This window comes from Sphingopyxis sp. JAI128 (genome assembly GCF_014207235.1).
Classification (GTDB): domain Bacteria; phylum Pseudomonadota; class Alphaproteobacteria; order Sphingomonadales; family Sphingomonadaceae; genus Sphingopyxis.
In genome coordinates this window covers 154952-174781 of record NZ_JACHDA010000009.1, presented here as the reverse complement: position 1 = coordinate 174781, position 19830 = coordinate 154952, and the positions used below count along the sequence as shown (strand labels likewise).

Annotated in this window: 21 protein-coding genes and 3 tRNA genes; 12 read left to right on the top strand and 12 right to left on the bottom strand. The window is 64.0% G+C overall.

Annotated features, from left to right (window positions below; translation table 11 throughout):
- Positions 1 to 803: 803 nt before the first annotated feature.
- Positions 804 to 1622, bottom strand: a complete 819-nt coding sequence (locus HDC35_RS18640; RefSeq protein ID WP_184648887.1) for an O-methyltransferase — start codon at positions 1620 to 1622, stop codon at positions 804 to 806.
- Between the two features lie 413 nt (positions 1623 to 2035).
- Here HDC35_RS18640 and HDC35_RS18635 point away from each other — a divergent pair.
- From HDC35_RS18635 to HDC35_RS18625, 3 genes are all read left to right on the top strand, one after another.
- Positions 2036 to 2109: transfer RNA gene (locus HDC35_RS18635), tRNA-Trp, on the top strand.
- A gap of 1 nt (position 2110) precedes the next feature.
- Positions 2111 to 2184 (top strand) — tRNA-Gln (locus tag HDC35_RS18630).
- A 261-nt stretch (positions 2185 to 2445) separates the two neighbouring features.
- Positions 2446 to 2850, top strand: coding sequence for a tyrosine-type recombinase/integrase (locus HDC35_RS18625; protein WP_260397833.1), 405 nt, complete (start codon positions 2446 to 2448; stop codon positions 2848 to 2850).
- Positions 2851 to 2861: 11 nt separating this feature from the next.
- Here the strand turns inward: HDC35_RS18625 and HDC35_RS18620 are convergent.
- A tRNA-Arg gene (locus HDC35_RS18620) sits at positions 2862 to 2938 on the bottom strand.
- 72 nt (positions 2939 to 3010) lie between these two features.
- On the opposite strand from HDC35_RS18620, the gene HDC35_RS18615 reads away from it, so the two are divergent.
- Together HDC35_RS18615 and HDC35_RS18610 are read left to right on the top strand one after the other, a co-directional pair.
- Positions 3011 to 3760, top strand: a complete 750-nt coding sequence (locus HDC35_RS18615; RefSeq protein ID WP_184648886.1) for a queuosine precursor transporter — start codon at positions 3011 to 3013, stop codon at positions 3758 to 3760.
- 19 nt (positions 3761 to 3779) lie between these two features.
- Entirely contained in the window at positions 3780 to 4175 is a 396-nt protein-coding gene (locus tag HDC35_RS18610; protein WP_184648885.1) for a hypothetical protein, read from the top strand.
- On the opposite strand, the gene purQ is transcribed toward HDC35_RS18610, so the two are convergent.
- Together purQ and purS are read right to left on the bottom strand one after the other, a co-directional pair.
- Positions 4137 to 4802 carry a phosphoribosylformylglycinamidine synthase subunit PurQ gene (gene purQ / locus HDC35_RS18605; protein WP_184648884.1) on the bottom strand — a complete coding sequence of 222 codons (666 nt, stop codon included), beginning with the start codon at positions 4800 to 4802 and terminating at the stop codon, positions 4137 to 4139. The genes HDC35_RS18610 and purQ overlap by 39 nt on opposite strands.
- A 14-nt stretch (positions 4803 to 4816) precedes the next feature.
- On the bottom strand, positions 4817 to 5047 hold the full coding sequence (gene purS / locus HDC35_RS18600) for a phosphoribosylformylglycinamidine synthase subunit PurS (RefSeq protein WP_184648883.1): 231 nt from the start codon (positions 5045 to 5047) through the stop codon (positions 4817 to 4819).
- A gap of 181 nt (positions 5048 to 5228) precedes the next feature.
- On the opposite strand from purS, the gene HDC35_RS18595 reads away from it, so the two are divergent.
- The 3 genes from HDC35_RS18595 to HDC35_RS18585 all read left to right on the top strand — a co-directional run bounded on the left by HDC35_RS18595 (position 5229) and on the right by HDC35_RS18585 (position 6688).
- Positions 5229 to 5402: a bacterioferritin-associated ferredoxin gene (locus tag HDC35_RS18595; RefSeq protein ID WP_184648882.1), complete on the top strand. Its 174-nt coding sequence runs from the start codon at positions 5229 to 5231 to the stop codon at positions 5400 to 5402.
- A gap of 100 nt (positions 5403 to 5502) precedes the next feature.
- Positions 5503 to 5985, top strand: a complete 483-nt coding sequence (gene bfr, locus HDC35_RS18590; RefSeq protein WP_184648881.1) for a bacterioferritin — start codon at positions 5503 to 5505, stop codon at positions 5983 to 5985.
- 283 nt (positions 5986 to 6268) lie between these two features.
- Positions 6269 to 6688: an addiction module antidote protein gene (locus HDC35_RS18585; RefSeq protein ID WP_184648880.1), complete on the top strand. Its 420-nt coding sequence runs from the start codon at positions 6269 to 6271 to the stop codon at positions 6686 to 6688.
- Positions 6689 to 6923: 235 nt separating this feature from the next.
- Here the strand turns inward: HDC35_RS18585 and HDC35_RS18580 are convergent, their stop codons facing one another.
- Positions 6924 to 9818 (bottom strand): pitrilysin family protein, encoded by a 2895-nt coding sequence (locus tag HDC35_RS18580; RefSeq protein WP_184648879.1) that lies wholly within the window; start codon positions 9816 to 9818, stop codon positions 6924 to 6926.
- 42 nt (positions 9819 to 9860) lie between these two features.
- On the bottom strand, positions 9861 to 11006 hold the full coding sequence (locus tag HDC35_RS18575) for a sensor domain-containing diguanylate cyclase (RefSeq protein WP_260397832.1): 1146 nt from the start codon (positions 11004 to 11006) through the stop codon (positions 9861 to 9863).
- A gap of 159 nt (positions 11007 to 11165) precedes the next feature.
- Between HDC35_RS18575 and HDC35_RS18570 the strand changes: the two genes are divergently transcribed.
- The gene (locus HDC35_RS18570) at positions 11166 to 13157 is read left to right on the top strand and encodes a lipoxygenase family protein (RefSeq protein WP_184648878.1); all 1992 of its coding nucleotides are present in this window, start codon (positions 11166 to 11168) and stop codon (positions 13155 to 13157) included.
- A gap of 121 nt (positions 13158 to 13278) precedes the next feature.
- Here HDC35_RS18570 and purC read toward each other — a convergent pair whose 3' ends face one another.
- Positions 13279 to 14058, bottom strand: a complete 780-nt coding sequence (purC, locus tag HDC35_RS18565) for a phosphoribosylaminoimidazolesuccinocarboxamide synthase (RefSeq protein WP_058803192.1) — start codon at positions 14056 to 14058, stop codon at positions 13279 to 13281.
- Between the two features lie 165 nt (positions 14059 to 14223).
- Between purC and HDC35_RS18560 the strand changes: the two genes are divergently transcribed.
- Positions 14224 to 15147 carry a crotonase/enoyl-CoA hydratase family protein gene (locus HDC35_RS18560; protein ID WP_184648877.1) on the top strand — a complete coding sequence of 308 codons (924 nt, stop codon included), beginning with the start codon at positions 14224 to 14226 and terminating at the stop codon, positions 15145 to 15147.
- 3 nt (positions 15148 to 15150) lie between these two features.
- Here HDC35_RS18560 and HDC35_RS18555 read toward each other — a convergent pair whose 3' ends face one another.
- The 3 genes from HDC35_RS18555 to HDC35_RS18545 are packed head-to-tail and all read right to left on the bottom strand — an operon-like array spanning position 15151 to position 16133.
- Entirely contained in the window at positions 15151 to 15366 is a 216-nt protein-coding gene (locus HDC35_RS18555) for a hypothetical protein (protein ID WP_184648876.1), read from the bottom strand.
- A 21-nt stretch (positions 15367 to 15387) separates the two neighbouring features.
- Positions 15388 to 15810 carry an SRPBCC domain-containing protein gene (locus HDC35_RS18550; protein ID WP_184648875.1) on the bottom strand — a complete coding sequence of 141 codons (423 nt, stop codon included), beginning with the start codon at positions 15808 to 15810 and terminating at the stop codon, positions 15388 to 15390.
- Entirely contained in the window at positions 15807 to 16133 is a 327-nt protein-coding gene (locus tag HDC35_RS18545; RefSeq protein WP_184648874.1) for a helix-turn-helix transcriptional regulator, read from the bottom strand. The genes HDC35_RS18550 and HDC35_RS18545 overlap by 4 nt, the downstream gene beginning before the upstream one ends.
- A gap of 234 nt (positions 16134 to 16367) precedes the next feature.
- On the opposite strand from HDC35_RS18545, the gene HDC35_RS18540 reads away from it, so the two are divergent.
- A complete protein-coding gene (locus HDC35_RS18540) occupies positions 16368 to 16736 on the top strand; it encodes a RidA family protein (protein ID WP_221438333.1) in 369 nt (122 codons plus the stop codon).
- Between the two features lie 9 nt (positions 16737 to 16745).
- On the opposite strand, the gene HDC35_RS18535 is transcribed toward HDC35_RS18540, so the two are convergent.
- On the bottom strand, positions 16746 to 17165 hold the full coding sequence (locus HDC35_RS18535) for an Lrp/AsnC family transcriptional regulator (RefSeq protein ID WP_184648873.1): 420 nt from the start codon (positions 17163 to 17165) through the stop codon (positions 16746 to 16748).
- Positions 17166 to 17276: 111 nt separating this feature from the next.
- Here HDC35_RS18535 and HDC35_RS18530 point away from each other — a divergent pair, with 111 nt between their 5' ends.
- On the top strand, positions 17277 to 18179 hold the full coding sequence (locus HDC35_RS18530; RefSeq protein WP_184648872.1) for a PD40 domain-containing protein: 903 nt from the start codon (positions 17277 to 17279) through the stop codon (positions 18177 to 18179).
- On the opposite strand, the gene HDC35_RS18525 is transcribed toward HDC35_RS18530, so the two are convergent.
- A complete protein-coding gene (locus HDC35_RS18525) occupies positions 18164 to 19795 on the bottom strand; it encodes an alkaline phosphatase (RefSeq protein ID WP_184648871.1) in 1632 nt (543 codons plus the stop codon). The genes HDC35_RS18530 and HDC35_RS18525 overlap by 16 nt on opposite strands.
- Positions 19796 to 19830 lie beyond the last annotated feature (35 nt).

The following is a 19830-nucleotide window of genomic DNA, read 5'->3' as shown; positions in this document are numbered from 1 at the left end:
CACCCGATACGACAAGACACTTCTCTCGTTCGAGAGCTTCCTCAACCTCGCCGCCACGCGGCTATGGCTGAAGTCTTTTGTCAACACGGCCTAGGTAGATGTCTGCTATGTTGGACCTTGGAGACTGTCCAGACTCGGTTTGAAGAGCGGCTAAGCTGACCTTCGTTCAGGCGACCTCTTCAGTGGCCGCTAGGTTGCACGTTCCGGAAAGTGTGCTTCGGACGACTTCAAATGGGCAGTAGCGCAATTTGATTGCCAGCCCCTGCGGAACAAAAAGAATACTAACGCGGGGTCTGTCCCGGATTGATATGGGCAGCGTTCCCCACTAATGCGAGCAAATGCGTTTCACCCAAAGCCAGATCCGTGAGCTGCTTTCCATTTCAGTGGATGCCCTGCGGACGTGGCGGGATGTCATCCCGGCTTTGGCTGCGCATAACGCTCATCGTCGGCATTGCCTACGCGCTGCTAGGTTCCGGCCCTTCTTGGGTTCCGCTCCCGCCAATCATGCGCTTCTGGTTCAGGCTGCTATTCCCCGATCTGGCGCTGGTCGTCTGGCTGTGGAACGACCATATCACTAGGCTCATTCCGGCATTGCGTCAGCCCAAGGGGGAGTAAATCAGGCGATTGCGGACCCTTTCAATATCCACTATCGGACGCGCGGGGCGTGTGAAAGATAGTGTCATGATTCTTAACGCAATCATACTTTTCGCGCTCACGACTATCAGCATATGGGCCGCGCTCTACATCTTGCCGAAGTACCTGAAACAGCGTCGGCGGCGAAAATATCGCCGGAAAGATAGGGACTAGCGGACCTTGGCGCCCCATGCGTAGGCGCGCTGGTCGGATATGGTGAGCCGCTGTAGCGCATAATCGCCAGCCTGCTCGATCTCGCTCACCGCCGCGACGACGCCCGGATAGCTTTTCGGCGTAACGTCATCGAAGAATATCACGTCCCCCGGTTGCTGGCGGCGGGTGACGGCCTGAAACTCGTTGAGGACCGAGCTCTTGATGTGCTGCGCGTCGAGAAACGCGAAGTTGACCCGTTCGTGTCCGATTCGGGGCAGCATCATCAACGTATCGCCATGGACGAAGGTGATCATGCGGGTAAGTTCGGGCCAGCGGCTCAGCAATTCCGCGCGGGTATTCTTGCCCTCGCCATCGTCGATGCAGTTCCAATATTGCTTCTTCAGGTGGGGCAGCACGTCGAAGGTGACGACACGTCCCGCGATCCCGGCGTCTTGAATAGCCTTCGCCATGCACAAGGCGGAAAAGCCGCGCGCCGTCCCGGTTTCGAGGATCGTCACGAAGGTCTCGCCGCTGTCGGAGATATATTTGCGCACCAAGGAATAGAGCAGCCGGCCGTGCGGATAAGCCAGGTCCGATTTCTTCTTCACGATCTGCGTATGAAGCGCGAGGTCGTCGAGCCATGCGCGATCAATCGCGAAGCCGGTCTCTTTCTCCACCGCATCGACCGCTGGAAACTCGTTGAGCCGCGCCTTTTCGAATAGCGCCTGATACTCGTCCGGCGTACCGCGCGGGGCTTTGCCGAAGGGGTCGTTAGACCAGCGGGCATCAACCCTGTTGTTCAGCCACGCGCGGGCCGCGTATATCGATTCGGTCACAAAACCGGGCATGGGAATTGACATGGCGGCGGGGTATAATTGAGGGTCCGGCAGACGGCAAGTTTCTTGTCGTTCAGCTACTTGGTCGCTTTAATCCGGCATCGCGCAATCTCAAGGCGCCCGCCCGCCGGCAGCGGACAAGAAACGCTTGCGAACATATCGTGACTCTGGCATGAGGCTCGGCATGAACTCGACGTTCCGCCTTCAACGACCGCGACCCGCTAGCGAAAGCTGGCGAGGGTAAGCGTACGCGCTACCCCGCTCAGGCGGTAGAGCGCTCGGCTTGGGACCGAGAGGCCGCAGGTTCAAATCCTGTCCCCCTGACCAGTTTACAGGTCAGCGCGAATGCCGGTCGGCACTACATTTTTTGGATATGAATGTGTCGCCCATTTCCTCGTCGCGCTGACCATCGTGTCGGTGTAGCTCAATGGCAGAGCAGCGGCTTCCAATCCCGAAGACGTGGGTTCGATTCCTACCACCGATGCCAATCCCGCTTCGTCCAAAGGCAGGACGCCGCGCTTTGACTGCGGAAACGGTGGTTCGACCCCATGAGCGGGAACCAGAGCATAATCGCCGCAGCACCGCGTTATGCTCGATCAGGTCTTTGACCGTCTCGTCGGTGTCATACTGATTCCCAAGGTCGTCCTGCCCCGGCGTTGCGTCGACCGAGTATTTCACCTCTCGGTCATTGAGGCATAAATCGCTGACAGTTCGCAGGGTTTCGTGCTGACCGCACGCACTCGTCATAAGCAGCGCGGGAACGAGGGTCGCGAACACCGGTGCGCGTTTCATTGGCTGTCTCCACTTTCTCGATTGCCTCGGCTTGGGTCTGCGCGCGTTCGGTCGTGACGCCCTGCTCCACTCCGGCATCGCGGGCGTCGACGCAACGGCATCGGGGCATCTGGCCTTCATCATTGGGCCTCGCGGGACGCCATACGCGACCAACAACAGCTTCGGCATGTGGTTCATGCGCGCTTGTCGCGATGCGGGGATCGAGGGCTATGCGATGCACGGCCTACGCAAGGCCGCATCGCGCCGGATGGCAGAGATGGGACTGTCGAACCAGCTCATAAAATCCATCACCGGCCACAGCAGCGACGCCGAGGTTGCCCGCTATACCCGCGAGGCCGAACAGGAGCGTATGGCTGATGAAGCAATGCGAGTTTTGGCTACCCGCGTGGACCCTGATTTGTCTAACCTAGATGAAAGTGACGCGAATGCGTGCTGAAATAATGCTTGTGGCGCGCCCGGCAGGATTCGAACCTGCGGCCACCCGCTTAGAAGGCGGGTGCTCTATCCAGCTGAGCTACGGGCGCGTACGCAAAGGCTGCGGGGGCCGCGAATAGCGTGGTTTGCGCGGGCTGCAAAGCGCGTTAAGCAGCGCATCGATGACAGACGCCCCTTCCCCGACGAACCGGCCGGTTCAGGTCGCCGCCGCCAGCGTGCGGCATTTCCGTTATTACGACCTGCTGATGGCGGCCTTCGTCGCGATCCTCCTGCTGTCGAATATCATCGGCGCCTCCAAGCCGAGCTATGTCGTGCTGCCGGATGGCACCCAATGGGCGTTCGGCGCCGGCGTCCTCTTTTTTCCGATCAGCTATATCATCGGCGACGTGCTGACCGAGGTCTATGGCTATGCCCGCGCCCGGCGCGTCATCTGGACGGGCTTTGCTGCGCTCGCCTTCATGGCGTTCATGGCGGGGATCGTCGTCGCACTGCCGCCCGCCGACGGATGGCCGGGGCAGGAAAGCTACGAATTCGTCTTCGGCAACAGCTGGCGCATCGTCATTGCTTCGATGGCCGCCTTTTGCGTCGGAGAATTCGCCAACAGCTATGTTCTGGCGCGCATGAAGCTGTGGACCGGCGGCAAGCAATTATGGACGCGCACGATCGGATCGACGGTCGTCGGCCAGGGTCTCGACAGCCTGATTTTCTACCCGCTCGCCTTTTACGGGCTTGCCGGCTGGCCGCCCGAACAGCTTTACGAGGTCGTGCTGTCGCAATGGCTGATCAAGACCGCGTGGGAGGCTGCGCTGACGCCGGTAACCTATGTCGTCGTTGGCACGTTGAAGCGGCGCGAAGGTGTCGACGTGTTCGACCAAGGCACCAATTTCAACCCGTTCGCCGCCAAGGTTTGATCAGGATCTCCCGACTCCCATGAATCTCGTCCATCTCGCCGCGCTGTTCCAGGAACAGAAGCTGTGGCTCGTTACCACGGCGCATCTCAGCAAGGATACGCTGCACGTCTATTTCGGTCTGACGCTGTTCCTGATCGTGCGGCTCGTCTGGCGCCGGCGCGGCGGGTGGTTGGTGGCGTGGCTGGCGGTGCTGGCGATGGCGTGCGGCGGCGAGTGGCTCGATATGACCGCCGAATATAGCCGGTCGACGATCCAGCCCGATGCCGCGCACTGGCACGACATCTGGAACACGATGTTCTGGCCGACGGTACTGATGCTCGTCGGCCGATGGTTGCAGCCGGCGGCGAAAACGAAGGATTCAGCGCCGGACGAGCCGTCAGGCGAGGACGCCGAGCGCGGCCTCGAAGAGGCGTAGTCCGTCGGTGCCGCCATGCGCGCGGTCGATCGCGCGTTCGGGGTGCGGCATCATGCCGAGCACATTGCCCGCATCGTTGAGTACGCCCGCGATATCGCGTGCCGATCCGTTGACGCCGTCGGCGTAACGAAAAGCGACGCGCCCCTCGCCCTCGATCCGGTCGAGCGTTTCCGCGTCGGCGAAATAATTGCCGTCGTGATGCGCGACGGGAATGTCGATCGTCTCGCCCGCATTGTAGCTGGCGGTGAACAGCGACTGGCTGTTCTCGACCGTCAGCGGCACGGTGCGGCACACGAAGTTCAGTCCCGCGTTGCGCATCAAGGCGCCGGGCAGCAGCTGCGCCTCGGTCAACACCTGGAACCCGTTGCACACGCCGAGCACCGGCACGCCGCGGCCCGCGGCGTCCGACACCGCGCGCAGGATCGGCGAGCGCGCCGCCATCGCGCCCGAACGCAGATAATCCCCATAGGAAAAGCCACCGGGAAGCGCGATGAAGTCGGTGCGGTCGGGCAGCGCGGTTTCGCGGTGCCATACCATCGCGGGGGCCTTGCCCGTGACCTGCTCGAGCGCGACCGCCATGTCGCGGTCGCAGTTGGAACCTGGAAAGACAATGACGGCGGTCTTCATGGCGGCGGTCCTTCTTACGGGCGTTCGATGCGGTAGTTTTCGATCACCGTATTGGCGAGCAGCTTCGCGCACATCGCGTCGAGATCGGCGTCGCTCGTGTCATCGGCGACGTCGAGTTCGATGAAGCGGCCCGCGCGGACGTCCGAAACGCCGCCGAAACCAAGGCCCTCGAGCGCATGATGGATCGCCTTGCCCTGCGGGTCGAGCACCCCCGGCTTGAGCGTCACATAGACATTCACTTTCATGGAGGGCGGACCTTTGCTTTGCGGGGCAGGAAGATGGGCGCGCCTATGCCCGCGAATCACTTTTCGAGCAAGGGCCGCAACGGCGAAAAAGTCGCAGATCGCGTTGCGAACCACTCGCATCTTTCCTGTTGCGAATCTCTCGCACTAGCCCTAAATGAGTCTTGTTGAGAAGGATTCGCACATGGTTGTCTGTGTCTGCAACGCAATAAGGGAAAGCCAGCTGCGCGATGTCGCGCGGAGCGGCCAATTGCGGTGTGCCAAGGCGGCCTACGCGCAATTGGGTCGCAAACCCAAGTGCGGACAATGCCTGTCATTCGCTCGCAATATCATCAGCGAAGCCGCCGCGACCGCCTGATTTTTCTTGGTTTTCCGCCGTTTTGACCTTGGCCTGATGGGGTCGGGACGCCTATAATGCGCCCACTCCATTCCAAGACAGAAATGACAGGATAGACACCATGAAGGGCGACGAAAAAGTCATCGATTTCCTCAACGAGGCGCTCAAGAACGAACTGACCGCGATCAACCAATATTGGCTGCACTATCGCATGCTCGACAATTGGGGCGTCGCGCGCCTTGCCGCGTTCGAACGCGCAGAGTCGATCGACGAGATGAAGCATGCCGACAAGCTCGCCGACCGCATTCTCTTTCTTGGTGGCCTCCCCAATTTCCAGCTGCTCGGGCGCCTGCGCGTCGGCGAGACGGTCGAAGAAATCCTCAAGGCCGACCTCGCGGTCGAGGAAGAAGCGATCCCGCTGCTCAAGGACGCAATTGCACACTGTGAAAGCGTGCGCGACTATGTCAGCCGCGACCTGTTCGCCGATATCCTCGAAAGCGAGGAGCATCATGTCGACGAGCTCGAAAAGCAGTTCGAGATGATCGAACGCATGGGTATCGAAAATTACATTCAACTCCAGTCGAAGCCCGCCGGCGACGACTGAGCCGAATCGTCGTCCCCCACAAGGGCCGGGCCGCTTCCGGAGAGACCGATAGCGGGTCCTGGATTCGCGGGGGACGAAAACGGCGCAAAACCGCAGTTTTCGGAGGCGCTTTCGAGCGCCTCTTTTTTCGCTTGTATTTGCGAATAATTCTCAATAGCAAGGTGAGGCAGTCCCCTCCTGCCGGCCGCTGCATCTTCAAGCTGCATTACAAGCGGCCGGCATCTTTTTCCCTACCGGGGCGAAACGGACCGACGGACTGAATGGGCCGGGAGACAGAAACCTCATGCAAAGCAGCGCGCTGATCCGCCAATTGTCGCAGCAGTCGCTGGTGCGCGATCTCCCGGCCGAAGCCGCGCAAGCGGTGCTGGCGCTGCGCTATTGCATCCTCTGCCGCCGCGCCGCGCGCGATCCCATGCCCGAACTCGAACGGCGCTGGGGCAATATCCTCGCCGCGCGCCGCTATCGCCTTGTCGTCGAGGCAATCGCCCATATCTGGCCCGAACCCTTTGCCGTCGCCCCGCCCTGCTGCCCGCACGTCAGCTTCGACGAAGCGTTGCTGGCGGCGATGGTCGGCGCGTCGTCGCGTGGCGACCGCGTCCATTTCGACTGGCTGACCGCCGAGATGCTCGGCAGCGACGCGCGCGAGATGCTGTTCGTCGCGCTGGAGGGTTTCATCCGGGCACGGGCGCCGGGGCGGGTTTAGATGGGGTCCGCTTTGGGGTGGTGAGCGGACTTTGAGATTGTGAACTGATTTCCCCTCCCGCAAGCGGGAGGGGGGGGGGGGGAGATCAACTTCCCCCACCCCCTTCGCTAGACGACGAACCTCTTTGTCCGTTCGTGCCGAGCCCTGAGCGCCCGCCCGGCGGGCAGTCGAGGGGCTCGATGCGAACGGGTTAGAATAGGCCCGAGCGTCTGCAATCGCTCACTGCCCGACGACCCTATTTCCCCGCCTTGTCGCTAACCGCCTTGATCACCAGCGCCTTGTCATCGACCAGATATTGTTTCGCGAGCGCTTGCAGCTCGACCGGTGTCGCGGCCTCGACCTCGCCAATGCCCTTGCGGCTGCGGTCGAGGCGGTCGGCGTGGCTCGCCGCTTCGCTGACATAGTTCAGCCAATAGGCGTTTTCGCGCCGCGACTTGACCATCGCCTCGACCAGCGGACGCCGCGCGCGATCGAGCAGGTCGGCATCGACCGGCTTGTCGCGCAACTCCTTCGCGATCGCAAAGATCGCCGCGCGCGTCGTCGCGAGATCCTTGTAATCGACGTTGCTCGCGGCGAGCAGGTGGCCATAGCCCGGGAACTCGTCCGACAGGCTCGCGGCCGCAGTGGGGCTATAGCTTTCGCCAAGCTTTTCCCGCAGTTCCTCGGTCAGCATCAGCTGCATCACACGTGCGAGCAGGTTGAGCCGCATCGCTTCGCCCAGATCGCTATCGTCGCGCGCGGGCCAATAGACGCGCAGTTCGGCCTGTTCCGCCGGTCCCTTGTGGATCAAGGTGCGTTCGCTGCGATCGGTCGCATAGTGCCGCACGCGCGCGTCGGCGCGCGGGTCGAAGGCGGCACGCCGCTCGGGCAAGGCGCCGAAGGTCGCCGCGATCGCGTCGATCGCCGTCTGTTCGCCGATGTCGCCGACAACGCCGATCTCGATCGCTCCATGCGCGAAGCTGTCGGCGACCGCGGACTGGAGCTGCGCCCAGTCGAGCGCCATCACCTTGTCCAGCGGCGGGGTCTGCGACCGCGGATCGTCGCCCGCGAGGATGCCGCCCGCATCGCGCCCCATCACCGCCGCCGGCGTCGCATCGTTCGCGGCATATTGCTGCGGCAGCACGCGGCGGATCAGCGCCAGCCCGTCGGCGCGATAGCCTGGGTGGGTGAGATAGGCCGCCATCAGCTTCGCCTGCAACGCGAAATCCTCGGGCGAGGTCACCGCGCTGCCGCCGAAGCTGTCGGTGGCATTGCCGAAGACCGGGCTGATCGTCTTGCCCGCGAGGATCGAGCGCAGCTCGTCATAGCTGTGCGCTTCGAGCCCGCCGAGCATCAGCGATCCCGCAAGCGACACCTTCGTCGGATCGTCCTTCGTCGCGAGCAAATTGCCGCCGTCGACGCGCAGCGACAGCATGACCTTGTCCTTCTGGAAATCGGTCGTCTTGATGTTGAGCATCACATTGTTCGCGAAGCGGATGCGGCGGATATTGAGATCCTCGACACGCTCGTCGCTGACGATTTTTCCCGGCGTGCCGAAATTATCATAGGCGAAGGCGGCATTCGCGGCCTCACTCGGCGCCGCGACCGCGACTTTCGCCGAGGCCCGCAGGTCGGCAAGGATCGCGGCGGTGCCGCCCTCGACCGGGACCTTCGTCGTCACACGCGCGAGCGGCGCACTCAGCCCGTCCATGCGCGCCCGGAAGGCGGCGGTGACCGCGGCGGCATCGAGCGACGGCACCGCGGCCTCGAACAGCGCCTGTGAGGTTTCGGGGCGCGTGAAGACGAAATCGCCCTTCGCCGCCGCGACCAGTGCATCGGCCAGCGCGTCGCTGCGCCGCGTCGTCACGCCCGCAACGGCGTTGCGAAAGGCGGTGCGCCGGATCGCGAGCTGCTCGTCGACCTCGGCCTGCGTAAAGCCATGTTCGATCGCGCGGCGCTGTTCCTGTTCGATGAGCGCCAGCGCCTCTTTCCACGCGCCTTCCTTGGCGACCGCACCGACCGTCACCTGGTCGAATTTCTTCCACCCCTCGGCATCGCTGAAATAGCCGGTGAGGATCGGCGAATCTTCCTTGAGCGCGATCTTCGCGAGCCGGCGGCTGACGATCGCCTCGCCGACATCCTCGGCGAGCTTGCGCGCGCGCTTCGCCCTGCTGTCGGGCTCGTTCACCCACGGCTTGAACGCCGCAATCGTCACCGAATCCTGGATCGCCGGATCGACGAAATCGTCGGCCGCGGCGGCGCGCCCATAATCGACATCGCCGATATCGGGGTCGGCGCCCGCGGGGCCGCGTCCCCGCCAGTCGGCAAAGCGCGCCTTGATCTTCGCCTCGACCCCCGCCGGATCGAAATCGCCGACCATCACGAGCGTCGCGCGTTCGGGACGATAATAGCGGTCGTAGAGATCGCGGATGCGCGCCGACGGCGCGGTCTTGATCACCTCTTCGGTGCCGACGGGGATACGGCTTGCGACCGTCATCCCCTGCATCTGGAAATCGAGCTGGTCGATCAGGCTGCGCAGCTGATAGGTGTCGCGCGCGCGCCGTTCCGAGAGGATGATGCCGCGTTCGCGGTCGACGGCGGCGGGGTCGATCGTCAGCTCGCTCGCGGTCTCGCGCATCAGCATCAGCCCGGTGTCGATCAGGTCGTCGGACGCATTGGGCAAGTCGAGCTTGTACACCGTCTCGTCGAAGCCAGTCGATGCATTGGTGTCGGCGCCGAACGCGAGACCCTTGCGTTCGAGCAGTTTGATCATCTCCCCTTCCGGAACATTGGTCGATCCGTTGAACGCCATATGTTCGAGGAAATGGGCGAGGCCGCGCTGGTCGTCGGCTTCGGCGAAGCTGCCGACGTCGAAGCGCATGCGTAGTACGACGCTGTCCTTGGGCGTGCTGTTCTTGAGCAGCGCATATTTCATCCCGTTGGGCAGCACGCCGAAAACGATATTCGGATCGACGGGCACGTCGCTGGCGGCGAAATTCCATGCCTTGGCCGCGTCGCTTTGCGGATTGGCGGCGGCGGGCGCCGGCGTCGTTGCGGGCGGTTCCTTCGCATAAACCGGAGCGGTGCTGGCGAGGAGGAGAATGAGGGGCGACAGCGCGGTCGACGTGCGCCGGACAAGGTTTTTGGTCATCGCGCCGGTTTGGCGTCCGCCCGGCGGGCGGTCAAGCCGCCGTCACGCAACCCGACCGACGCGTTCGACGGACGACATCTGCGCCCGATTGGCTGCCTTTGCAGCGTAGAGCGCACGGTCGGCGACTTCGAGCAGGTCGCGCGCGCCCATGCCGTGCTCGGGCCACATCGCGGTGCCGACGCCCGCGCCCACGCCGATCATGCGCCCATCGATGCGATAGGGCGCCGCCAGCGCGGCGAGGATATGGTCGGCGAGCGCGGTGTCGAGGAGCGGCGAGCCGGCGGGTACGAGGATGGCGAATTCATCGCCGCCCAGTCGCGCGACGATCGCGTGGTTACCGCACGCGCTGCGCAACCGCGCGGCAAGCTCGCACAAGACGCCGTCGCCGATCGCATGGCCATGCTGGTCGTTGATCGGCTTGAAACCGTCGAGGTCGAGCAACGCGATCGCGAACGGACTGTGCTCATCGGACTTGGCGAATTCCTCGTCGAGCCGCAGGTCGAATTCGCGGCGATTGGCAAGGCCCGTGAGCGGGTCGGTGTGCGCCAGTTCGCGCATCTGCCGCTGCAGTTCGAGCAGGTCGATCACCTGTCCGTGCTGCTGGACGACCATGCGCAGCAGGAACAAGGTCGCGATGACGAGACTTGTGCCCGCAGCGATTTCGGGCGGGTTGCCCGAGGTCAGCATCAGCACCGACACCGGCGCCAGCCCGACGCCGAGATTGAGGAAGGTCGCGAAGCGGATCGAAGACAGGCAATAGGCGGTCGCAAGCGACCCCATCGCCATGATCATGGCATAATAGCTGTGCGCTTCGGGCGGCGCGGCGAGCCAGTTGGTCGCCGTCCACAGGCTGCACATCGCGCCGGTGATGCCCGACACCCAGCTTGCCTCGCGAATGACGCGGCGCGCGCGGCGCGGGCTCATCCGGCGACCGCGATTATGGCGCAGGAACAGAAAGCCGAGCACGCCGACGACGGCGAGGATGACCGGAAAACCGATCCGGATCACCGGATGCACGGTATCGACCCCGGCGTAGATCGCGGTCGGCGTCGTCGCCGCCAGCATGAGAAACAGCATCGGCGTCAGCGTCTCGACGCGATTGGCGCGAAGCACGGCGATATCGTCCCGGATCGTATCCGGAATCGGCGGAAAAAGCCGCGCCTGCAGCGTATGATAGACCCCCGTCATAGGGCCGGGATAGCAAGGGCGGGTAAAGCAGGGGTTAAGGAACGAAATCTCGTCTTATCACGGCTCTAGGAGCGTGTCCGAGGCAGGTGGCTTGCGAAATATTAACCATGTTCCCCGACAAGCGCGGCCCTTCGTTTCGCGTCCGACAGGAGCCACGCCATGTCTTATCCGATGCTGCCGCCGCTTACCCCCTCCAGCACCGCGCCGGGCGTGCCGATGCCACCCGCCGATCCGACGCTCCCGCAGGACGATACCGCAGCCGGACAGGCGGCGCGCGCGGCGCAGCTGACCGCGACGCAGACCGTCTATACATGGACGACCGACGTCCCGACCCTGCCCGGCGTGCCACTCGCGACCGACGTGCCAAAGAATGACGAGCCGACGATCGCCTGGTTCGTGATCCTGATCGGCGTCGGGCTGGACATCGTGCGCAACGCGCTGACGGTGAAGCTCGGCGGCGTCGATAAAGGCGAAGTCGACAGCCCGCGCGCCCATTATGAAGCCGCGCTCGCCGAATGCGACGCGATCGAGGCTTCGACCGCCAAGATAGCAGTCGGACATGGCGTCCATAGCGGCGGCAACATCTTCGAACGGATGATCGGCGACGTCGAGCAAACCGTCGCCGCCGCCGAGCGCGACGCGCACGTCGCGTTGCTCAAAGGTTATAAGGAGCGGATCGAGGATCTGATGAAGGTCGAGGACGTCGAAGGGCTCGGCAGCAAGACGGTGCGTAGCATCGAAGCCTATCGCGCGCTGTTCAGGACGCTCCCCGTCCCGGGCATCTCCTATATGTTCCAGGACGACAGCGAATTCGCACGGCTGCGCGTGCAGGGGCCGAACTGCATGTTGATCGCCGCGGTGGACGACGCGCTGCCCGCGAATTTCCCGCTCGGCGCCGCGCAATATGCCGCCGTCGTGAACGGCGACACACTCGCCGCCGCGCTCGCCGAAGGACGGCTGTTCCTGCTCGATTACAAGCCGCTCCAAGTCCTCGACCCCGGCACCTATGGCGGCCTCGCCAAATATGCCTGGCAGCCGATGGCGCTATTCGCGATCCCGCCGGGCGGATCGTCGCTGGTGCCCGTCGCGATCCAATGCGGGCAGAACTCCGCCGACTGGCCGATCTTCACCCCCTCGCCCGCGAGCGACAAGCTGTGGGGCTGGGAAATGGCGAAATTCGTCGTGCAGGTCGCCGATGGCAATTATCACGAGCTGTTCACCCATCTTGCGCGCACGCATCTCGTGATCGAGGCGTTCGCGGTCGCGACGCATCGCCATCTGGCCGAAGTGCATCCGGTGTGGGCGCTGCTCGTCCCGCATTTCGAGGGCACGCTCTTCATCAACGAAGCGGCGGCGACCTCGCTGATCGCGGCGAACGGCCCGATCGACCATATTTTCGCGGGCACGATCGCGTCGAGCCAGCGCGCCGCGGTCGATGCGCGGCTCGCGTTCGACTTCTATGGCAAGATGCCGCACGCCGACTTCGCCGCGCGCGGCGTCGGCGTCGATTCGGCGCTTGTCGACTATCCGTACCGCGACGATGCGCTGCTCGTGTGGGACGCGATCCACGAATGGGCGCGGCAATATATCGACCTTTATTATACGAGCGACGCCGATATCGTCGCCGACACCGAGCTGACGGCCTGGGCCGGTTGCCTTGCGGGCGAAGCGAAGATCAGGAATTTCACCGCGATCACCACGCGCGCACAGCTTGCCGAGGTGTGCGCGATGGTGATGTTCACCGCGAGCGCGCAGCATGCCGCGGTCAATTTCCCGCAAAAGGACATTATGGCCTTTGCCCCCGCGGTCACCGGCGCGGGCTGGCAGGCGGCGCCGAACGGGCAGCGCGGGCACGACAAGGCGGGCTGGCTCGCACTGATGCCGCCGATGGCGCTCGCCCTCGAACAATTGAATGTGCTCGAACTGTTGGGCTCGGTTCACTACCGCCCGCTCGGCGATTATCGCAGCAACGCCTTCCCCTACCCCACATGGTTCCAGGACCCGCGCGTGACGGGCGCCGAAGGGCCGCTGGCGTGGTTTCAGGCGGCGTTGAAAGGCGTCGAAGCGCAGATCGTGGCGCGCAATGCGCAGCGGATACAGCCCTATCCCTATCTGCAGCCGAGCCTGATCCCGACGAGCATCAATATTTAGCCCGGCTCAAACTACCCGCTCGCATCGAGCGAAGTCGAGATGCACCGAGGGGCAGCGCCCAGCCGCGACGTGTCTCGACTTCGCTCGACACGAACGGAAATAGAGGTTCGCGTGAGGAGCCTCAGTTGCCCTTCTTCTTCCGGTGGCTTTCAAGGTCGAGCACGGCATTCTCGCCACCCTCGGGCATCAAGCCAAGGCGGCGCGCGACTTCCTGATAGGCCTCCACCTCGCCGCCGAGGTCGCGGCGGAAGCGATCCTTGTCGAGCTTTTCGTTCGTCGTCATGTCCCACAGACGGCAGCCGTCGGGGCTGATCTCGTCGGCGAGAATGATGCGGCTGAAGTCGCCTTCGTAAAGACGCCCGAATTCGAGCTTGAAATCGACGAGGCGGATGCCGACCGCGGCGAACATTCCCGACATGAAGTCGTTGATGCGAATCGCCATGTCCTGAATGTCGTGAAGCTCGTCCTGGCTGCACCAGTTGAAGCAGGCGATATGCTCTTCGGCGACAAGCGGATCGCCGAGCGCATCGTCTTTGTAGCAATATTCGATCAAAGTGCGGGGGAGCTGCGTTCCCTCCTCGATCCCGAGCCGCTTCGACAGCGTTCCCGCGGCGACATTGCGCACGATCACCTCGATCGGCACGATCTCGACCTGGCGGATGAGTTGCTCGCGCATGTTCAGGCGGCGGATGAAGTGGGTCGGCACGCCGATATTGCCGAGCAGCGTGAAGACATGCTCCGAAATCCGGTTGTTGAGCACACCCTTGCCGTTGATCGTCCCACGCTTCTGCGCGTTGAACGCGGTCGCGTCATCCTTGAAATATTGGATGAGCGTGCCCGGTTCGGGGCCTTCATAGAGAATCTTGGCTTTGCCTTCGTAGATCTGGCGGCGACGGGCCATGGCGGTCAACTTTCTGTCGGAACCAAATGAATGGCCCCGGCAAGCGACTCAGGAGGAGACGCGGCGCCGGGGCGGTCGGGGCGCCTATAGCGACAAAGCAAGGGCGCGTCATCCCCACTGGACAAGCCCTTACGCTTACGTAAGCTGGAAGCAAAGGAGAGAGAGATGAGCTTCGACCAGATTCGCCTCGACAAGCATGAGGGCATCGCGCTGCTGACGCTGTACCGGCCCGACCGGATGAACGCCTTTACCGGAGAGATGATGCTGGAAATCATCGCCGCGCTCGACGATTGCGACGCCGACGACGCCGTTCGCGCCGTCATCTTCACCGGGCATGGCGACAAAGCCTATTGCGCGGGCGCCGACCTTGGCGGCGGCGCCGCCACCTTCGATTATGACAAGCGCAGCGACAAGCTGGCGATGCTGCCGGACGGCATGCCCGCGAGCCCGGTTGCCGAGGATGGCACGATCGACTGGTCGCACCCGCTGATCCGCGACGGCGGCGGGCGCGTGTCGATGCGTATCTTCGAAGCGAAGAAACCCGTGCTCGGCGCGATCAACGGCGCCGCGGTCGGCATCGGCGCGACGATGACGCTGCCGATGGACGCACGCCTCGCGAGCGACACCGCGCGCTACGGCTTCGTCTTCGCGCGGCGCGGCATCGTGCCCGAGGCCGCGTCGAGCTGGTTCCTGCCGCGTCTCGTCGGCATCGCGAACGCGGTCGACCTTTGCTATTCGGGGCGCCTGATTTCGGCGGCTGAAGCGAAGGAGAAGGGCCTCGTCCAGTCGGTCCATGCCCCGGGCGAGCTGATCGACGCCGCCATCGCCAAGGCGCGCGAAATGACCGCCGACAGTGCCCCCGTATCGGTCGCGCTGACGCGCCACATGCTGTGGCGAATGCTCGGAGCCCCCCACCCGATGAGCGCGCACCGCTGGGACAGCCGCGTGATCTTTTCGCGCGGGCGCAGCCCCGACGCCGCCGAGGGCGTCACCAGCTTCCTCGAAAAGCGCGCACCCAATTTCACCGCGAGCGTCGCGAACGATTATCCCTCGTTCGCCGAGTTCGAGGATGCGCCGCCCTATAGCTGAGCGTCAGCCCGCCGCGCCGCCGCGCTTCCTGAAATACGGCCGGAAGAACATGTAGAGCCCGGTCAGAATCAGCAGGAAGAGCGGCGGCAGTGGCAGGTAATAGACCCACTCGGCGGGCTGCTGACCAATACCCAGCATCACGAAAATGGCGAGGACGATCGTCGAAAAGAGGATCGATACCCAGCGGTGAAACTGCCGGATCCAAAGGCTCCAGTTCATAATCTTCTCCCCGTCTGATGGTCAGCCGAGCGTCGCCACGACCTTCTCGAGATTTTCGAGGTGAATCTTCCAGCCGCCCTTGGCGCCGCCGAAAGCCTGTTTCTGATCGGGGCGAAAGCCGGTCTGTTCCATGCGCAGCAGCGTTCCCGCCAACTTCGGTTCGAGCGTGAAGGTGACGGTGCTTTGAAGGCGGTAGGCCGGATCGTCGTGCGCGTGATTCCACGTATAGGACAGGCTGCGTCCAGGATCGACGTCCAGAATTTCGCAATCGACATGGCCCCAGTCGCCGCTAAGCTGAAAGCGGTGGCCGAGATCGAGACCGAAGTCGTTCTTCATCAGCCATTCCTCGATCAGATGCTGCGTCGTCAGCGCGCGCCAGATCTTTTGGGCGGAATGCGGAATCTCGCGCTCGACCGTGACAGTGCGAACTTCAGTATCGGTCATTGATCCATCCTTTTGAGCAAATCTTCGAGATCGTCGAACCGCGCTTCCCAGAAACGGTTCATGCGCCCCGTCCAGTCGACGAGCGGCGCGAGCGCGCGCTGCTGCGCGCTGTAATGCGTCTGGCGGCCTTCGTGCCGATCGAGCACAAGCCCCGCTTGCTTGAGCAAGCCGAGATGCTTCGACACAGCGGGCTGCGAGATGCCGGCGCCTGCGGTGAGAGCGCCGACCGTTTGTTCGCCGTCCATGCAAAGCCGTTCGAACAAGGCGCGCCGGCTGGGATCGGCGAGCGCCTTGAACAGAAGGTCGGGTGATACGTCGGTCATAATTCATAACTCACTGGCTATGTATTTTCTCATAACCAGATAGTTATGAGTGTCAAGCGTCGCCTTTATGGCGGGCGCCCCGCCCATCGGACGTTGGAGCTTGGCCTCGCCTGCGCGTTAGATACTGCGATGAACCCATCGGACGCCCTTCGCCTGCCCCTCGCGCGCCGCTCGGTCTGCGCCGGGGTACTGGCGGGGATGCTCGTCCCGTCCATCGGAATGACGAGGCCCCTTATGCCCAATAGCGCGATCAACCCCACCGGCATCTCTTACGCGCAGGCGCATCTGGTCGAGGACCCGACGCGCTGGCTGTTCGTCAGCGGCCAGATTCCGGTCGATGAGAAGGACGCGGTGCCCGCTGGTTTTGAGGACCAATGCCGGCTCGTCTGGCGCAATATCGAGGCGCAACTGAATGCGGGCGGCATGACGCTGCACGATCTGGTCAAAGTCACCGTCTTCCTGTCGGACCGCCGCTATCGCGAAGCGAACTACAAGGTGAGGCACGAAGTGCTGCGCGGCCATTCGCCCGCGCTGACGATCATCATCGCCGATATCTACGACGACGCCTGGTTGCTCGAGATCGAGGCGATCGCGGCCGCTTAGCGATCCCCTTTAGCGATCCTTGTCGCGCTTCAGGATCAAGGCCGTCGTCGTATCCTCGACCCCCGCAATCAGCGCGATCCGGTCGCGCGCCGCGTTGAGCGTCGCGGCATCGGGCGCCTCGATTTCGACCAGCAGGTCGATCTCGCCGCTCAGCGAATAGCAGCGCGCGACCTCGGTCATGCCCGTGACGGCGGCGACGATATCGGGCGATGGGGTGCGCGCGAGCCGCAGTTGCAGGATCGCGGCGATCCCGCCCTCGTCGACGACGCGCGCATGATAGCCGCCGATCGTCCCGGCGGCTTCGAGCTTCGACAGCCGTTCGCGCACCGAACTGCGCGCGAGGCCCACGGTCGCCGCGATCGTTTTCAGCGGCAGGCGGGCATTGCCGCGCAGCATCGCCACGATTTGCCGGTCGATCGCGTCCATCATCCTCTCCCCGCCGTCACTTTGGCGCCACCGCCGCCGATCGGACGCTGGCCATCGGCGCGCCGTCCGGCGACACTCCGCGCACCTGCTAGCGTCTTGCCGGAGAGAAAGTCCATGGCCTTTGCCAATCGCGCCCCGGCACTCGCCTGCGCCGCCGCGCTCGCCGCTTGCGGCATCGCGGCGGAGACGCCGGAACCCGCTACCGCGACGCTCTGGACCCCTGCGGCGATTTCCGGACCGGGCTATGAATCCTCGCCAACCTTCACCCCCGATGGACGAACGATGATCTATCTCGCGGCCGACAAGGATTTCGGCACCTTCAGGCTGATGCAGTCGCAGTGCGAGAAGGGAGCCTGGAGCAAGCCCGTGCCGCCGCCCTTCGCCAAACCGTTCCCCGTGATCGAGGCCGATCCGTTCATCACGTCCAACGGCAAGCGGCTCTATTATATCTCGTCGCGCCACGCGCCCGATAAAGAGGATTTCGACATCTGGTATGTCGAGCGCATCGATGGGGGCGCGTGGAGCGAACCGCAACGCCTGCCCGAACCCGTCAATTCGCCTGCGGCCGAGCTCCTCCCCCGCACAGACGCGGATGGCCGCCTATATTTCGGGTCGAGCCGGGCGGGCAGCGCGGGCGGCGGCGACATCTATGCCGCGACCGAAGTCCGCCCCGGCGAATGGCAGGTCGAAAATCTCGGCCCGCCGGTAAGCGGTGGCGGTTATGAATATGAGGCTGAGATTTCGCGCGACGGCCGGACGTTGATCGCCGTGTCCGACCGCGGCGACCGGTCGCACCTCTACCGCTATCGCCGTAAGGATGGCCGCTGGGTCGAGGTCGGGCGCATCCCGGCCGACCCCGCCCAGTTCCAGGTCGGCCCGCTCTTGTCGCCGAAGGGCGATCGGCTGCTCTTCGCGCAGCGGCACGGCGACCGGTCGGGCGAAATGTTCCTGGTCGATCTGATGCCCGAACCCGACCAGTCGTGGCCGCCCGATTGCGGCGGTCAGGCGGGATCGTAGGCGCGCCGCCCGCGCTGCGCACGCATGCTGTGCGTCGATTTGAGCGCGGGGCTATGCGTGCGGATCGTTTCGACGCTGTGCCAGTTCGCGGTGACGCGCTCGCGCGTCAGCTGCACCGTCACATAACCGCGATCCTCGGTATTCGCCCATTTGAGTTCGGGCGACGAACGGCGCAGCGCGGACACGCGCGCAGCGTCCGGGATCCCCTTGGTATAAGCTTCATAGCCGGGTGAGGTGACGCTCTGCCCCGCAATCTCGATCCCCGCAGGGCGTCCGTCCTCGGCGAGGTCGAACGCCCAGGCATTGTGCGTGTCGCCGGTCAGCGTGATCAGGTCGGCGTCGGCGCGCTGCGCAGCGGCAAGCAGGCGCGACCGCGCGGCGGGATATCCGTCCCACGCATCGAAGTTGAACGGCAGCCCCACCTTCGCCGCGAGTTGCCCGGTTTCGACGCGGCGGCGGACATAGTCGGGCTGGTCGGCACCGAACCAGTCGCTCGTCTCGGGCGGCGTGAACAGGCTGCCCATCACCACCTGCTGCGCGCAAACCTGCCAGCGTGTTCCCGCCTTCGTCGAGCGGGCGAGGCCGTCGAACAGCCACTTCTCCTGCTCAGCACCCATCATCTGACGCGCGGGGTCGCGATAGGCACCTTCGGCGAAGCGCTTGAGCTCTGCCGCCGGGTCGCCCGCGCCCGCGACGATTTCGTCGATTTCGAACTGACGATCGCGCGCCGTGACGCGCGTTTCGGGAAGAAAAATCGTCGCGAGATCGCCGACCTGGTAATCGCGCCAACGCGTGTCGGCGACGGGCATCCATTCGCGATAGGCGCGCTCGGCGGCGGCGGCACGCGCGGTCCATTCGCCCTCGCCGTCATTATGATTTTCGGCGCCGCCTTTCCATGCGTCATTGGTAAACTCATGATCGTCCCACTGCGCGATCATCGGGAACAAAGCGTGGATGTGCTGGAGGTCGGGATCGGCGCGATAAGCGGCGTATCGCAGCCGGTAATCGGCGAGGCTGACCAGCTCGTGCGTCGGCTGGATAGCGCGGCCGGGCAACGCCTCCACGAGCGAAGGATAATCACCGACCGGATATTCGTACAGATAATCGCCGACATGCGCGACAAGGTCGATGTCGTTCCGCGCCGCCGCGTGGGCATAGGCGTTGAACCAGCCGAAAGGCAGGTTCGAACAGGAAAAGAGCGCGATGGTGAAGGCGCTCGTCGGCCCGGCCGGCAGCGTCCGCGTCCGACCGATAGCCGATTTCGTTCCGTCGGGGGCGACGAAACGATAATAATACCAGCGCCCGGGTTCGAGCCCGTCGATCACGATCTTTGCGGTATGGTCGCGATCGCCCTTGGCGGAGACGCTGCCTGCAGTCGCAACCTTGGCGAAGTCGGTGCTCTCCGAAAGCTCGGCGGTCAGCGTGGTATCATTCGCGGCGGCATAGCGCGTCCACAGCAGCACCGAATGCGCACTTGGCTCGCCGCTCGCGACGCCATGGGTAAAGCCCTGCGCCATCGCCGCCGCCGCTGCGCCGGGAAGCGACAGCGCTGCGAGTCCGGCGGTGCCGAGCTTGATGAGCAAGCGGCGATCGATTTCGTTCCACAGCTGATGCATCGCATGTCCTCCCGCGTCGCGGGTCTGTGGCCGGT

Excerpts from the sequence above, each read along its gene's own strand:
- HDC35_RS18615 (WP_184648886.1), top strand. The coding sequence starts at position 3,011 with ATGACAGACGCCCCTTCCCCGACGAACCGGCCGGTTCAGGTCGCCGCC.
- HDC35_RS18610 (WP_184648885.1), top strand. The coding sequence starts at position 3,780 with ATGAATCTCGTCCATCTCGCCGCGCTGTTCCAGGAACAGAAGCTGTGG.
- purQ (WP_184648884.1), bottom strand. The coding sequence starts at position 4,802 with ATGAAGACCGCCGTCATTGTCTTTCCAGGTTCCAACTGCGACCGCGAC.
- purS (WP_184648883.1), bottom strand. The coding sequence starts at position 5,047 with ATGAAAGTGAATGTCTATGTGACGCTCAAGCCGGGGGTGCTCGACCCG.
- HDC35_RS18595 (WP_184648882.1), top strand. The coding sequence starts at position 5,229 with ATGGTTGTCTGTGTCTGCAACGCAATAAGGGAAAGCCAGCTGCGCGAT.
- bfr (WP_184648881.1), top strand. The coding sequence starts at position 5,503 with ATGAAGGGCGACGAAAAAGTCATCGATTTCCTCAACGAGGCGCTCAAG.
- HDC35_RS18585 (WP_184648880.1), top strand. The coding sequence starts at position 6,269 with ATGCAAAGCAGCGCGCTGATCCGCCAATTGTCGCAGCAGTCGCTGGTG.
- HDC35_RS18580 (WP_184648879.1), bottom strand. The coding sequence starts at position 9,818 with ATGACCAAAAACCTTGTCCGGCGCACGTCGACCGCGCTGTCGCCCCTC.
- HDC35_RS18575 (WP_260397832.1), bottom strand. The coding sequence starts at position 11,006 with ATGACGGGGGTCTATCATACGCTGCAGGCGCGGCTTTTTCCGCCGATT.
- HDC35_RS18570 (WP_184648878.1), top strand. The coding sequence starts at position 11,166 with ATGTCTTATCCGATGCTGCCGCCGCTTACCCCCTCCAGCACCGCGCCG.
- purC (WP_058803192.1), bottom strand. The coding sequence starts at position 14,058 with ATGGCCCGTCGCCGCCAGATCTACGAAGGCAAAGCCAAGATTCTCTAT.
- HDC35_RS18560 (WP_184648877.1), top strand. The coding sequence starts at position 14,224 with ATGAGCTTCGACCAGATTCGCCTCGACAAGCATGAGGGCATCGCGCTG.
- HDC35_RS18555 (WP_184648876.1), bottom strand. The coding sequence starts at position 15,366 with ATGAACTGGAGCCTTTGGATCCGGCAGTTTCACCGCTGGGTATCGATC.
- HDC35_RS18550 (WP_184648875.1), bottom strand. The coding sequence starts at position 15,810 with ATGACCGATACTGAAGTTCGCACTGTCACGGTCGAGCGCGAGATTCCG.
- HDC35_RS18545 (WP_184648874.1), bottom strand. The coding sequence starts at position 16,133 with ATGACCGACGTATCACCCGACCTTCTGTTCAAGGCGCTCGCCGATCCC.
- HDC35_RS18540 (WP_221438333.1), top strand. The coding sequence starts at position 16,368 with ATGCCCAATAGCGCGATCAACCCCACCGGCATCTCTTACGCGCAGGCG.
- HDC35_RS18535 (WP_184648873.1), bottom strand. The coding sequence starts at position 17,165 with ATGATGGACGCGATCGACCGGCAAATCGTGGCGATGCTGCGCGGCAAT.
- HDC35_RS18530 (WP_184648872.1), top strand. The coding sequence starts at position 17,277 with ATGGCCTTTGCCAATCGCGCCCCGGCACTCGCCTGCGCCGCCGCGCTC.
- HDC35_RS18525 (WP_184648871.1), bottom strand. The coding sequence starts at position 19,795 with ATGCATCAGCTGTGGAACGAAATCGATCGCCGCTTGCTCATCAAGCTC.